The organism is Cupriavidus sp. HE11, from assembly GCF_056097175.1.
Map to the genome: position 1 here is coordinate 1235877 of NZ_CP184465.1, position 13659 is coordinate 1249535.

General features: G+C 64.8%; 12 protein-coding genes. 7 read left to right on the plus strand and 5 right to left on the minus strand.

What is annotated here, in order from left to right; translation table 11 throughout:
- Nucleotides 1-11: 11 nt before the first annotated feature.
- Both ACOABP_RS22880 and ACOABP_RS22885 read left to right on the plus strand, forming a co-directional pair.
- Nucleotides 12-1769 carry a putative bifunctional diguanylate cyclase/phosphodiesterase gene (locus ACOABP_RS22880; protein ID WP_474227938.1) on the plus strand — a complete coding sequence of 586 codons (1758 nt, stop codon included), beginning with the start codon at nucleotides 12-14 and terminating at the stop codon, nucleotides 1767-1769.
- Nucleotides 1769-3217 carry an HDOD domain-containing protein gene (locus ACOABP_RS22885; protein ID WP_474227939.1) on the plus strand — a complete coding sequence of 483 codons (1449 nt, stop codon included), beginning with the start codon at nucleotides 1769-1771 and terminating at the stop codon, nucleotides 3215-3217. The genes ACOABP_RS22880 and ACOABP_RS22885 overlap by 1 nt, the downstream gene beginning before the upstream one ends.
- A gap of 25 nt (nucleotides 3218-3242) precedes the next feature.
- On the opposite strand, the gene ACOABP_RS22890 is transcribed toward ACOABP_RS22885, so the two are convergent.
- The 3 genes from ACOABP_RS22890 to ACOABP_RS22900 all read right to left on the minus strand — a co-directional run bounded on the left by ACOABP_RS22890 (nucleotide 3243) and on the right by ACOABP_RS22900 (nucleotide 5317).
- A complete protein-coding gene (locus ACOABP_RS22890; RefSeq protein WP_474227940.1) occupies nucleotides 3243-4214 on the minus strand; it encodes a sensor domain-containing diguanylate cyclase in 972 nt (323 codons plus the stop codon).
- Nucleotides 4215-4322: 108 nt separating this feature from the next.
- Nucleotides 4323-4673 (minus strand): VOC family protein, encoded by a 351-nt coding sequence (locus tag ACOABP_RS22895; RefSeq protein ID WP_474227941.1) that lies wholly within the window; start codon nucleotides 4671-4673, stop codon nucleotides 4323-4325.
- Nucleotides 4670-5317: a carbonic anhydrase gene (locus ACOABP_RS22900; protein WP_474227942.1), complete on the minus strand. Its 648-nt coding sequence runs from the start codon at nucleotides 5315-5317 to the stop codon at nucleotides 4670-4672. The genes ACOABP_RS22895 and ACOABP_RS22900 overlap by 4 nt, the downstream gene beginning before the upstream one ends.
- A gap of 104 nt (nucleotides 5318-5421) precedes the next feature.
- Here ACOABP_RS22900 and cynR point away from each other — a divergent pair, with 104 nt between their 5' ends.
- A complete protein-coding gene (gene cynR, locus ACOABP_RS22905; RefSeq protein WP_474227943.1) occupies nucleotides 5422-6327 on the plus strand; it encodes a transcriptional regulator CynR in 906 nt (301 codons plus the stop codon).
- Here the strand turns inward: cynR and ACOABP_RS22910 are convergent.
- A complete protein-coding gene (locus tag ACOABP_RS22910; protein ID WP_474227944.1) occupies nucleotides 6293-7615 on the minus strand; it encodes an MFS transporter in 1323 nt (440 codons plus the stop codon). The two genes, cynR and ACOABP_RS22910, sit on opposite strands and share 35 nt — an antisense overlap.
- 147 nt (nucleotides 7616-7762) lie before the next feature.
- Here ACOABP_RS22910 and cyoA point away from each other — a divergent pair, with 147 nt between their 5' ends.
- From cyoA to cyoD, 4 genes are all read left to right on the plus strand, one after another.
- On the plus strand, nucleotides 7763-8821 hold the full coding sequence (gene cyoA, locus ACOABP_RS22915) for a ubiquinol oxidase subunit II (RefSeq protein WP_474227945.1): 1059 nt from the start codon (nucleotides 7763-7765) through the stop codon (nucleotides 8819-8821).
- An 87-nt stretch (nucleotides 8822-8908) separates the two neighbouring features.
- A complete protein-coding gene (cyoB, locus tag ACOABP_RS22920; protein ID WP_474227946.1) occupies nucleotides 8909-10912 on the plus strand; it encodes a cytochrome o ubiquinol oxidase subunit I in 2004 nt (667 codons plus the stop codon).
- Nucleotides 10905-11561 (plus strand): cytochrome o ubiquinol oxidase subunit III, encoded by a 657-nt coding sequence (cyoC, locus tag ACOABP_RS22925; RefSeq protein ID WP_474227947.1) that lies wholly within the window; start codon nucleotides 10905-10907, stop codon nucleotides 11559-11561. The genes cyoB and cyoC overlap by 8 nt, the downstream gene beginning before the upstream one ends.
- Complete coding sequence (gene cyoD, locus ACOABP_RS22930) at nucleotides 11558-11995, plus strand: cytochrome o ubiquinol oxidase subunit IV (RefSeq protein ID WP_474227948.1); 438 nt, start codon at nucleotides 11558-11560, stop codon at nucleotides 11993-11995. Before cyoC ends, cyoD begins: the two co-directional genes overlap by 4 nt.
- A gap of 44 nt (nucleotides 11996-12039) precedes the next feature.
- Here the strand turns inward: cyoD and ACOABP_RS22935 are convergent, their stop codons facing one another.
- Nucleotides 12040-13581 carry a methyl-accepting chemotaxis protein gene (locus ACOABP_RS22935; protein WP_474227949.1) on the minus strand — a complete coding sequence of 514 codons (1542 nt, stop codon included), beginning with the start codon at nucleotides 13579-13581 and terminating at the stop codon, nucleotides 12040-12042.
- Nucleotides 13582-13659 lie beyond the last annotated feature (78 nt).

Genomic DNA, 13659 nt, shown 5'->3' on the forward strand with positions numbered 1-13659 from the left:
ATAACAGATACATGACCGCGCTTGCATACGATGTCGCCCTGGCACCCGAGCCTGCCGATCGCCGGCTGGCTGGTGCCACCCCTGCCGGGGACGAGGCCTGGGCGTTGCTGGAAGCTTCCGGTGCGCTGGCCATGCGGGTCGACATCCAGGGCCGCATCCTCGAAGCAACCGAAACCACGGCCGACCTGCTGGTCTATCCGCTGGACTACCTGCTGCACACCTCCGTACTTGACCTGATCGCGCTGGAATCGCGCGAACGCGTGGCGCGCATGCTGCAGGGCTGTTCGCAGGATCACGCCGCCCGGCGCGAGCGTGTGCGGGTGGTAGGCGGCGGCGGCCCGTGCTGGATCGACCTGCGCGTGAGCCATCATCGTGCCGCCGGCGGCGCGGCCAGCCTGCTGCTGTTCGGCCACGACGTCACCGACTGGGTGGAATCCGAGCGGCAACTGACCGAGCGGGCCTTCCTCGATCCGTTGACGGGCGTGGGCAACCGCGCCTTCATCCGCAAGCGGATCGAGGAATACACGTCCGGCCAGTCGTTCGCGCTGGCACTGATGGACCTGGACGGCTTCAAGAACATCAACGACTCGCTGGGCCATGAATTTGGCGACGCGCTGCTCAAGGAAGTGGGCGGGCGGCTGCAGGACACCGTGCGCACGCACCATAGCGTGGCCCGCCTTGGTGGCGACGAGTTCGTGCTGATGATGGACGGACTGGAGTCCGAGGCCGACGCCGTGCGTATCCTGGAGCGCGTAATCCACGTATGCCGCCAGCCGTTCCTGCTGGGCGGCTGCCATGTGCGCATCACCACCAGCATCGGCCTGACGTTTTCGACCGAGGCTCCGCAGAGCGAATCGCAATGGCTGCGTCGCGCCGACCTGGCGATGTACGAGGCCAAGGCGCTGGGCAAGAACCGCTACTGCGTCTACTCGCCCGAGCTGGATCGCCGGCTCGACGAGCAGTTCCGGATCGAACAGAGCATGTTCGAGGCGGTGCAGAACGGCGAATTCCTGCTGCATTACCAGCCGATCGTGTGGCCGGGCTCCGGCGAGATCTGCGCGGTGGAGGCGCTGATGCGCTGGGAGCATGCCGGCGAGGACATCCGTCCCGACGTGTTCATCCCCGTGGCCGAGAAGAACGGCCTGATCAAGCATCTGGGCGCGTGGGCACTGCGCTGCGCCTGCGCGCAGCTGGCCGCCTGGGATGCGCAGGGCATCCGCGTGGGCCATATGTCGGTCAACGTATCGGCCGTGCAGTTCCTGCATCCGAACTTCTACGACAGCGTGCGCGGCGCGATCCAGGACGCCGGGATCAGTGCCGACCGCCTGGTGCTGGAAATCACCGAAAGCGCGTTGATGACCGACCCGCAGGCCGCCGAGCGGCTGCTGCTGTCGCTGCGCGCGCTGGGCATCCGCTTTGCCGTGGACGATTTCGGCACCGGATATTCGAGCCTGTCCTACCTGCGGCGCTTCCCGCTGTCCGCGCTCAAGGTGGACCGCAGCTTCGTGGCCGACATGATCGACTCCCCGCACGCGCGCACCATCGTGTCGGCAGTGCTGTCGCTGGCCCGCGAGCTTGGCCTGGTGGCGATTGCCGAGGGCGTCGAGACCGATGCACAGGGTGCGTTGCTGGCCGCACAGGGCTGCGACCTGGTACAGGGATGGCGCTACGCGCGCGCCCTGAGCCCGTCCGACTTCGAAAATGCGGTGCTGGACGGCAAGCTCCTGATGGGCCACGGCGAAGTGTTCACGCAGCGGGTGGCCTCCTGATGTCCAAGACGGAGTTCTTCGAGACCCTGTGGGCCCGGATGGCGCAGCAGGGGGATTTCCCCACGCTGCAGTACTGCGTCGACAATATCTTCAAGACGCTCAATGCCGACCTGACCGTTGGCGAGATGGCAACGAGCGTGCTGTCCGACTTCAGCCTGTCGCAGAAGGTGATCCGGCTGGCGAACTCGGCGATGTACCGGTCTTTCGGTGGCGAGGTCACCACGGTCTCCCGCGCCATCCTGGTGCTGGGCGTGGAAGCCATCAGCCACCTGACGCTCGGCATCCAGCTGCTCGACTACTTCCACGGCGTGGCGCCCAAGCGCCCGCAGGCGCTGAAGGCCTTGCAGCGCGCGCTGGTGGCCGGCGAGATCACGCGGGCGCTGACCCAGGCGCGTGGCATCAACGAGGGCGAGGAAGCGGTGGTCTGCACGCTGATGCACCACATGAGCCGCCTGCTGCTGGTGTTCTACTTTCCCGACGAATGGGAGCGCGTGGAGGCCATGTGCGCCGCGCATCCGATGACCGAGAACGAAGCCGCGCTGGAGGTTCTGGGGGTGTCGCTGGAAGACATCGCCGAAGCCGCGGCGCGCAAATGGCGGCTGCCGGGCCTGATCGCGCACGCAATGAAGCCGCGCACGCTGTCCGCCGACACCGTGCTTGAAACGCATTCGGACTGGCTGTCGGCCATCGCCCATGTGTCGGCGGAAGCCGCCGTCACGATGGTGCGCGAGGGCAACGAGGCGTCCGTGGAGACGCTGCTCAACACGCATGCCAAGATGCTGGGCCTGAATCCCGGCGATGTCAGCGTGGCCGTGCGCCAGGCCGAAGTCCTCAACACGTCGATCACCGAATCGGAAGCCGCCGCGCCGGCGGACGGCGGAGCCCCGCACGGCCCGCAGCCGGTAAACGTGCTGGAGCGGTTGCAGGCGGGCCTGTCCGAAGTGCGGCGCGAAGGCGCCGGCCTGACCGTTTCGCAGCTGGCGCCGATGGTGCTCGAAACCAGCATGCGCGCGCTCGATTTTTCGCGCTGCTTCCTGATGATGCTGAACCCCGCCACGCGGCGCTTTCATGCGCGCCTGGGCTTTGGCGACGGCATGCGCGAGGCGCTGCCCGCACTGTCGTTCGAGGAAGGCTTCGTGCCCGACGTGTTCCACTTTGCCGGACTGTCGGCAAAGCCGCTGCTGATCGAGGATACATTCGACGCGGAGATGGCGCACCGCATGCCGCGCTGGTATCGCGATGCGCTGCCCGACGCCCGCACGGTGCTGCTGGCTCCCGTGAAGATCCGCAACCGCTGCATCGCCATGATCTATGGCGACTGGGGCGCCGCACGCATGCCGGTGGTCATCGGCGAGGCCGAACTCGAAGCCATCGATGCGCTGACCAGCGAGATCGCCGCCGGCGTCATGCGCGCGGCGCCCGACCGCACCCCGCCGCGCCCGCGCTAATCCTGCACGCCCACCCTGCCCGCTGTCAGTGGCGCTGCGCCTTGCGCGCGGCCTTGTTGGCGTACATGGCCGCGTCCGCCTCGGTCAGCAGGTCGTGGATATTGCCGTGGCGCAGATGGTCGAAGGCAATCGCCCCAGCGCTGAACCGCAGTGCGTACCCCAGGGGGTTGCGCGCGTTCCAGGCATCGAGCTGCTGTTGAAGCCGTGCCAGGGCATCCTGGCAGCCGTTCGCATCGGCATTGGCCAGCAGCACGGCGAATTCGTCGCCGCCGATACGCCCCACGACATCCGATTCCCGAAACGCGGCACGCAGCTCCGCGCCAAACGCGCACAGCGCGCGGTCGCCCTCGGCGTGACCAAAGCGGTCGTTGATCGGCTTGAAGCCATCCATATCGAAGAACACCAGCGTGGCGGGCCGCGCCAGGCGCCGGCACAGCTCGATCGCGTGCTGGCCCAGCACCGTGAAGCCGCGCCGGTTCGACAGCAGCGTCAGCTCGTCCATGGTAGCCATGTGCACGGCCGCCAGTTCCTGCTCGGCCATCAGCGCCAGATCGTGCAGCAACGCACGGTCTTCGTCGTCGAAACCGCGCGGCTTGCGGTCGATCAGGCAAAGCGTGCCGATCTTGGCGCCATTGGGCGCCGACAACGGCCGGCCGGCATAGAAGCGGATATGGGGCTCGCCGGTGACCAGCGGGTTGTCGTGGAAGCGCAGATCCTGCGTGGCATCGGGGATCAGCAGGATGTCGTCGCCACAAATGGCGTGGCCGCAGAACGATGTGTCGCGCGACGCTTCCGAATCATCGAGCCCTTCGCAGGACTTGAACCACTGGCGATTGGCATCGACTAGGCTGACCACGGCGATGGGCACGCCAAACAGGCGTTTGGCAAGGCGCGTCAGGCGATCGAAACGCTCCTCGGGTGGGGTGTCGAGAACGTTGAGCGACCGCAGCGTCGCCAGGCGGATCGCTTCATTGGCGGGAATCGGGGGCAGCTGCATAAGCTTGTCGACCGTTTCTGTCTTCGTTGATGACCACATTAACGGCAAATCCGCGCAATGGTGCACCATGTACTGTTTGTTTCACTTTTATGCGACGCACAAGACCTGTCACGCGTGGACCAGCACGTTGACGAGCCTGCCAAACGGGTCGCGCACGAAGAAGCGCCGCACGCCCCATGGCTCGTCCGCCGGGCCATAGGCAATCGGCAGGCCGGCGGCCTGCACGCGCGCCAGCGCCGTGTCGAGGTCGTCCACCTCGATCGACAGGTCCGGCACCGGCGCACCCGACCCGCCTTCGGACAGGAAACTGACCTGCACGGTCTGCGTGGCACCGGACCCATAGGTGGCAATCCAGCCATGATCCATCAGCAGATCCAGCCCGAAGATGTCCTGGTAGAAGCGGCACGCGGCGGCCGGATCGGCAGCCGCGATGTTGGCAACGATACGCCGGACCTTCATGCGGCCATCTCCGTGGCGTTGACTTCGGGATGCTCGGCCAGCGGCACGAAGCGGCCAGACTTGCCGTCCAGCGCGTCGATTGCACCGGTGCCGATGTCGTAGTACCAGCCGTGCAGCGCGATGCGCCGCTCCGCCAGCGCCTGGGCCACGCACGGATGGGTGCGCAGATGGGCCAGCTGCTCGATCACGTTCTGGCGCACCATGTCGTCCACGCGCTCGCGATCCGACGCATGGGGCCGTGCCAGGCTGATCTTGCGGGCGCCGCTGGCATGTTCGAGCCATTCCGCCACCGATGGCATGTGGTCCAGGCACTGGCACATGGCTACCGCCGTCATCGCCCCGCAATTCGAATGGCCGCAGATCACGATATCGCGCACCTTGAGACCGGCCACCGCATACTCGACACTGGCCGATACGCCACCTGGCTGCACGGCATAGGCCGGCACGATATTGCCGGCGTTGCGGATCACGAACAGCTTGCCCGGCTCGCTCTGGGTCAACAGCGCGGGCTCCACACGGCTGTCGGAACAGGCAATGAACAGCGTGCTCGGACTCTGCTGCGTAGCCAGTTCCTGGAACAGCGCGGAAAGCTTCGGAAATTCCTCGCGCTGGAATTTGAGAATGCCTTGAATCAGGTCTTTCACGGTAATCCCCCCATTTGAACCGATAGCATGTCGAACCTCGCGCCATTGGTCAAAGACGGGATTATTATGCCAACCATTGGCAACACCAATAGCTGACCCACTCCATGCTGCTGCGCCACGTTCGCTACTTCCTGGCCGTTGCCGACGCCGGCAACTTCACGCGCGCCGCCGAGACGCTGCACGTCTCGCAACCCACGCTGTCGCAACAGATCCGGCAGCTCGAAGACACGCTTGGCGCACCGCTGTTCGACCGCAGCGGCCGCTCGGTGCGGCTGACCGACGCGGGCCACGCCTACTACGTGCATGCGCGTCGCGCGCTGCAGGACCTGGAGGCCGGACAGCGGGCCATCCATGACGTAGGCGAACTCACGCGCGGCAACCTGCGGCTCGCCATGACGCCGACGTTCACGCCCTACCTGGTGGCACCGCTGATCGTGGCGTTCAACGCGAAGTATCCGAACATCACGCTCAGCCTGCGCGAAATGCCGCAGGAGCGCGTGGAGCCGCTGCTGGCCGACGACGACATCGACATCGGCATCGCCTTCGACGACATCCACCTGCCGGACCTGGAAGCCACGCCGCTGATCGAGGAACCGCTGGCCTACATGGTGGGCGCATCGCACACGCTGGCGCGGCGCCGCACCGCATTGGGCGCGGCGGCACTGGCCGGTGAGTCGATGGCAATGCTGACGCGGGAATTTGCCACGCGCGGCTACATCGCGCGCTATTTCGGCGGCCTGGGCATCGAGCCGCGCATCACGTTCGAAGCCAACTCGGTGAGCGCGGTGCTGGATGCCGTACGCAGCGGCCGCCACGCCACGGTGTTGCCCGCGGCCATCGCCGCCGGCCAGACCGACCTGCGCGTCCTGAAGCTGGAGCGCCCGCTGCCGCCACGCCATGCGGCGCTGCTGCAAAGAAAAGGCGCGTACCGCACAGCCGCGGCACGCGCCTTTGTCGACTTCGCGCTGAGCGAATTCAAACGTCGTCGGGCGTCCCCAGCGCGCGATTGATCCGCAGCGCAATCAGTGTGCCCACGACCCCCGACAGCAGGTACAGCGTAACGGCCACCAGGCCGAACAGCGACGACAGCCCCAGCGCTACCAGCGGCGCGAATGCCGCGCCGAACAGCCAGCCGAAGTCCGTGGTCAGCGCTGCACCGGTGTAGCGGAACTTGGTGTCGAAATTGGACGTGACCACGCCGGCCGCCTGCCCGTACGACAGGCCCAGCAGGCCGAATCCCACCAGGATGAACGTGTCCTGGCCCGACGCGCCGCCGTCCAGCAGCCACGGCGCAGCCAGGCTGAACAGGCCGATCAGCACCGCCATCGTCGCCAGCGTGGTGCGCCGGCCGATACGGTCGGCCAGCCAGCCCGAGATCAGCGTGCCAATGAACGCAATGGCCGCGCCGACGATCTGGATCGCCAGCACGTCACTGATCTCCTGCGTCTTGTGCAGGCTGACCCAGGACAGCGGAAACACCGTGACCAGGTGGAACAGCGCATAGCTTGCCAGCGATGCAAAAGCGCCAAGGAAGATGTTGAAGCCCTGCGCATTCACCATCTGCAGCGTGCTGATCGGCTCCAGTTCATCCTCCTCCAGCAGCCGCGTGTACTCGTGAGTAACCACCAGCCGCAGCCGCGCGAACAGCGCCACCACGTTGATGGCAAAGGCCACGTAGAACGGATAGCGCCAGCCCCAGTCGATGAATTCCGCCGGGGTCAGGCTGACATACAGGAACAGGAACAGCGCACCCGCCACCAGAAAGCCGGTCGGCGCGCCAAGCTGCCCCACCATCGCGTACCAGCCGCGTTTCTGCTCGGGGGCGTTAAGCGCCAGCAGCGACGGCAGCCCGTCCCACGATCCGCCGAACGCAATGCCCTGCAGGAAGCGGAACAGCGCCAACAGATAGATCGCCGTACTGCCAATCGAGGCGTACGCAGGCAGGAACGCGATGCCCACCGTGGCCGTGCCCAGCAGGAACAGCGATGCCGTCAGCTTGATGCCACGCCCCCAGCGACGCTGCACGCGCATGAACAGCGCCGTTCCAAACGGGCGTCCGATAAACGCGAACGAGAAGATCGTGAAGCTGTAGAGCAGCCCGGCCAGTTCGCTGGCAAACGGGAAGTAGACCGTGGGAAAGACCAGGACCGAGGCGATGCCGTACGTGAAGAAATCGAAGTACTCGGAAGCCCTGCCGATCACCACGCCAGTGGCAATTTCGGCTGGTGCCACCTCATGGTGGCCGGGCGCCGGAGGTGCAGTCGGCGACGCGCGATGCTGGTGGGACAGACTGGCCATCGTGGAGTCTCCATCGAGTGCGGAAGGAATGTCGTACTGCACTTAAAGTCCCGCAGTAACAAGAATAGCGCCTAAACTGCCATTGGAAATCGAAAGATTGCGGCGTCAGTCAGCCGTCGACGTTAATCAAACGCCACTTCCAACACCATGCCACGCTTCGAAGCTGCAGTGCCGACGTTTCATGTGACGGGAAAGATTCTTTTGCGAAGTGCCGCAATCGCCATGCTTCTGGGCCTTGCGGGATGTAGCAACGCGGTGCTGCTGTCGCCCTCCGGCGACATGGCCGTGCGGCAGCGTGACCTGATCATCATCGCCACCTGCCTGATGCTGCTGATCATCGTGCCGGTGATATGCCTGACACTGCTGTTTGCGTGGCGCTATCGCGAAAGCGCCAAGGACGCGCCCTACAACCCGGAGTGGGACCATTCCACGGTGCTGGAACTGGCGATCTGGGCCGCGCCGCTGCTGATCATCATCGCGCTGGGTGCGGTGACCTGGGTCAGCACCCACCAGCTTGACCCCTACCGTCCGCTGACCCGCATCGACGAACGCCGCCCGGTACCGGCCGAGGTGAAACCGCTGACCGTGGAAGTGGTGGCGATGGACTGGAAGTGGCTGTTCCTGTATCCCGAACAAGGCATTGCCACGGTCAACGAACTGGCTGCGCCGGTTGACCGGCCCATCGCGTTCCGGATCACCGCCACGTCGGTCATGAACACGTTCTTCGTGCCATCGCTGGCCGGCATGGTCTACGCGATGCCGGGCATGCAGACCCAGTTGCACGCGGTGATCAACAAGCCCGGCGTCTACGAGGGCATGTCGGCCAACTACAGCGGCGCGGGCTTCTCGCACATGCGCTTCAAGTTCCACGGCATGTCGAACGAGGACTTCGACCGCTGGGTGCAGCAGGCGAAATCCTCGGGCACGCCGCTGTCGAAAGACGCATACCTGAAGCTGGCCAAGCCCAGCGAGAGCGACCCGGTGCAGCGCTATGCCAGCGTCGAGCCCAACCTCTACAAGCTGATCCTGAACCGCTGCGTGGAGGGCGGGACATGCATGGCGGACACCATGGCACAGAACCAGAATCGCAACCGTGCCAGGTTCGACCCGTCCGCGGAAATCTGCACCGCGAGCAACACACCGGACGTGGCGCCGGTGTTCGCGCCGGATGCCGCGCCCAACGACGCCAGGCAGGTGTTGCGCTGACGCGCAACACGGGTCCACCCCCTTCACGAATCCGATTTCGCCAATCATCATTGGCCAGCATTGGTCAATACAGGCCCAGGTGACAACATGCCCGAGCGCTCAGAACTCGCCAACATGATCTTTGGCCGGCTGTCGTGGGAGTCCATCCCACTGCACGAGCCCATCCTCATCGGCACCTTCGCCGTCGTCATCCTGGGCGGCATCGCCCTGGTGGCATTGCTGACCTACTTCCGCGTCTGGGGCTATCTGTGGCACGAGTGGTTCACCAGCATCGACCACAAGAAGATCGGCATCATGTATATCGTGCTGGGCATCGTGATGCTGCTGCGCGGCTTTGCCGATGCGGTGATGATGCGATTGCAGCAGGCCGTCGCGTTCGGCGACAACCTCGGCTACCTGCCCCCGCACCACTATGACCAGATCTTCACGGCACACGGCGTGATCATGATCTTCTTCGTGGCCATGCCGCTGGTCACGGGGCTGATGAACTTCGTGGTGCCGCTGCAGATCGGCGCACGCGACGTGGCCTTTCCGTTCCTGAACAACTTCAGCTTCTGGATGACGACCGGCGGCGCCATCCTGGTGATGATGTCGCTGTTCGTGGGCGAATTCGCACGCACGGGCTGGCTCGCGTATCCGCCGCTGTCGGGCATCCTGCACAGTCCGGACGTAGGTGTCGACTACTACATATGGGCGTTGCAGGTGGCCGGGGTGGGGACATTGTTATCCGGGATCAACCTGCTCGTCACCATCGTCAAGATGCGCGCGCCAGGCATGACGCTGATGCGCATGCCGATCTTCACCTGGACGTCGCTGTGCACCAACGTGCTGATCATCGCCGCGTTCCCGGTGCTGACCGCTGCCCTGGCCCTGCTGTCGATGGATCGCTACGTCGGCACCAACTTCTTCACGGCGGACCAGGGCGGCAGCGCCATGCTCTACGTGAACCTGATCTGGATCTGGGGCCACCCCGAGGTCTACATCCTGGTGCTGCCGGTGTTCGGCATCTATTCGGAGGTCACCGCCACCTTTTGCCGCAAGCGCCTGTTCGGCTACGCGTCGATGGTGTATGCCACCGTGGTGATTACCGTGCTGTCGTACCTGGTGTGGCTGCACCACTTCTTCACCATGGGCTCCGGCGCCAGCGTGAACTCGTTCTTCGGGATCACCACGATGATCATCTCGATACCTACCGGGGCAAAGATCTTCAACTGGCTGTTCACGATGTACCACGGCAAGATCAAGTTCGAGGCGCCCATGCTGTGGACGGTGGGCTTCATGGTGACATTCGTGATCGGCGGCATGACGGGCGTGCTGCTGGCGGTGCCGCCGGCCGACTTCGTGCTGCACAACAGCCTGTTCCTGATCGCCCACTTCCACAACGTGATCATCGGCGGGGTGCTGTTCGGACTGATGGCGGGCATCTACTACTGGTTTCCGAAGGCGTTCGGCTACCGGCTGGTGGCGTCGTGGGGCAAGGCTTCGTTCTGGTTCTGGCTCACCGGCTTCTACTTCGCGTTCATGCCGCTGTACTGGCTGGGCCTGCTCGGCGTGACCCGGCGGGTGAACCATTTCGACGATCCGTCACTGCAGATCTGGTTCCTGATCGCCGCATTCGGCGCGTTCCTGATTGCGTGCGGCATTGCCTGCTTCATCATCCAGCTCGTGGTCAGCTTCAAACGCCGCGAGGAACTGCGCGACACCACCGGCGACCCCTGGGACGGCCGCACGCTGGAGTGGTCCACATCGTCGCCGCCGCCGCAGTACAACTTCGCCTTCACGCCAATGGTGCATGACACCGATGCCTGGTGGCAGATGAAGCAGTACGGCTACAAGCGGCCGATGGAGGGCTTCATCCCGATCCACATGCCGAAGAACACGGCGGCGGGCATCGTGCTGGCGGGCCTGTGCACGCTGATGGGCTTCGCGCTGATCTGGCACATCTGGTGGCTCGCGGCAGCATCGTTCGCGGCCACGATCATCTCGGCAATCATCCATACCTTCAACTACAAGCGCGACTACTACATCCCGACCGACGAAGTGGTCCGGACCGAAGCGGCACGCACCCAACTGATGACAGGCCATGGCTGATACGACCATTCCTCTCCAAGCACACAGCACCGCGGCCGCCGACGACATGCCGCCGGGCGGCTACCAGTTCTACCTGACCGAGGAACACCACCCGCAGAACGGCACGCTGCTCGGGTTCTGGCTCTACCTGATGAGCGACTGCCTGATCTTCGCCTGCCTGTTCGCCGCCTATGGCGTACTGGGCCGCGAATACGCGGGCGGGCCTACCGGCGCCGAACTGTTCGAGTTGCCGCTGGTGGCGCTGAACACGTCCTTCCTGCTGCTGTCGTCGATCACGTACGGCTTTGCCATGCTGCAGATGCAGCAGAACCGGGTGGCCGGCACGCAGATCTGGCTTGCCATCACGGGTGTGTTCGGCGCGGCGTTCCTGTTCGTGGAACTGTACGAGTTCGCGCACCTGATCCACGAGGGCGCGGGTCCCACGCGCAGCGCGTTCCTGACGTCGTTCTTCTCGCTGGTCGGCACGCACGGGCTGCACGTGACGTTCGGCATGGTCTGGCTGATCGTGCTGATGCTGCAGGTGGGCCGCCACGGGCTGGTTACCGCCAACAAGCGCCGGCTGATGTGCCTGTCGATGTTCTGGCACTTTCTGGACGTCGTCTGGATCGGCGTCTTTACCTTTGTCTACCTGATGGGAACGCTGCCATGAGCGCGCAAGACCATGCGATGAACGGCCATGGCCACGATCACGACCATGGCCATCACGAAGAAGAAATCGGACCCCACGCCACGCTGGGCGGCTACCTGACGGGCTTCGTGCTGTCGGTGTTCCTGACGGCGGTGCCGTTCTGGCTGGTGATGGGCAAGGTGTTCGACAAGTCGTCGACCACGGCCGTCGTGATCCTGATGATCGGCGCGGTGCAGATCGTCGTCCACATGATCTACTTCCTGCACATGAACGCGAAGTCGGAGGGCGGCTGGAACATGCTGTCGCTGATGTTCACGCTGACACTGGTGGTGATCACGCTGTCAGGGTCGCTGTGGGTCATGTTCCATCTGAACAGCAACATGATGCCGCAGATGGAACACGCCCGCGAGGCCGCGCAGTCGGGCGGCACGATCGTGCCGCCCAGGACGAAGTAACGGGCCGGGGCAAGGACTGAAGCAAGGGCCGGAAGGCCCCGGAATCAGGCGGCCAGGCGGAAGGTCGCCACGGCCTCCTTGAGCCGCTGGGCCTGCTCTTCGAGCGAGCCCGCGGCTGCCGCGGCCTGTTCCACCAGCGCAGCGTTCTGCTGCGTCACGGTGTCCATCTGCGTGACAGCCTGGTTCACCTGCTCGATGCCCGAGCTCTGCTCGGCCGATGCCGCGCTGATCTCGCCCATGATGTCGGTCACGCGCTTCACGGCGCTGACGATCTCTTCCATGGTCTGGCCAGCCTGCGCCACCAGTTCCGAACCGCGCTCGACGCGATCCGCCGAATCCCCGATCAGCGACTTGATTTCCTTGGCGGCCGTGGCGCTGCGCTGCGCCAGGCTGCGCACCTCGCCAGCCACCACGGCAAAGCCACGGCCTTGCTCGCCGGCACGCGCGGCTTCCACCGCCGCGTTCAGCGCCAGGATGTTGGTCTGGAACGCAATGCCTTCGATCACCGAGATGATGTCCACGACCTTGCGCGACGACGAATTGATCTCGTCCATCGTATGCACTACCTGGCCCACCACATCGCCGCCCTGCGTGGCCACCTCGGACGCATTCACGGCCAGCGCGCTGGCCTGCTTGGCGCTGTCGGCGTTCTGGCGCACGATGCTGGTCAGCTCTTCCATGCTCGACGCCGTTTCCTGCAGCGACGACGCCTGTTCCTCGGTACGCTGCGACAGGTCGGTGTTGCCGGCGGCAATCTGGCTGGTGCCCGTGGCGATGGCCTCGGTGCCGTTGCGCACTTCCTTGACGATGCCGAGGATGTTGTCGTTCATCTCGCGCAGCGCTTCCAGCAGCTGACCGGTCTCGTCGGTGCTGTCCACCTCGATGCGGCTGGTCAGGTCGCCCGACGCCACGGTGCGTGCAAAGCCCACGGCGCGATGCAGCGGACGCGTAATGCCAATCGTCAGCCACCAGGCAAAGGCCACGCCGATTGCCAGTGCGATCACGCCCAGCGTGATCAGGCCGTTGCGGGCGCTTTCATAGATATTGTTGATCTGCACCGCCGTGGCATCGATCGACGCACGCTGGATATCGAGCAGCTTCTGGATCTCGGACAGGTAGGCGTCCCCAGCCGGCACGAATTCGGTCTCCAGCACCTTGTTCGCGTCCTCGGTCAGGCCCTCGGCCTTGAGCTTGGTGATCTTGTCGCGCGAATCGTTGTACGGGTTGCGCACCACCTGGATCTTCTTGAACGCGGCCTTTTCCTCGTCCGTGGACAGGCGCGGTTCGATCTTGTCGCGCAGTTCGGCAATCGCCTTGACCGAATAGGCGGTCTCGGCCGCAAAGAATGCGCCCAGCGACGGATCGCCGCTGCGTGCCACGGCCGTGGTACGGCGCACGCTCGCGTACATCAGTCGATACCAGTCGCTGACCAGGCGTTCCTTCGCCAACGGCTCCTGCATCATCGCGTGCGTACGGCCCGCAACTTCCTGCAGACGCACCACGCCGAGCACGGTCATGAGCGTAGACAACACCAACACCACGCCAAAGCCGATGCCAAGGCGTACACCAATACCAAGATTTTTCATTGCTTCTACCTGATCCATTGGTTAGTGGCAGACCGAGTCGCGTGTTGCCCCCCGGCCGCTCCTCCTGCGTCAGCCGTA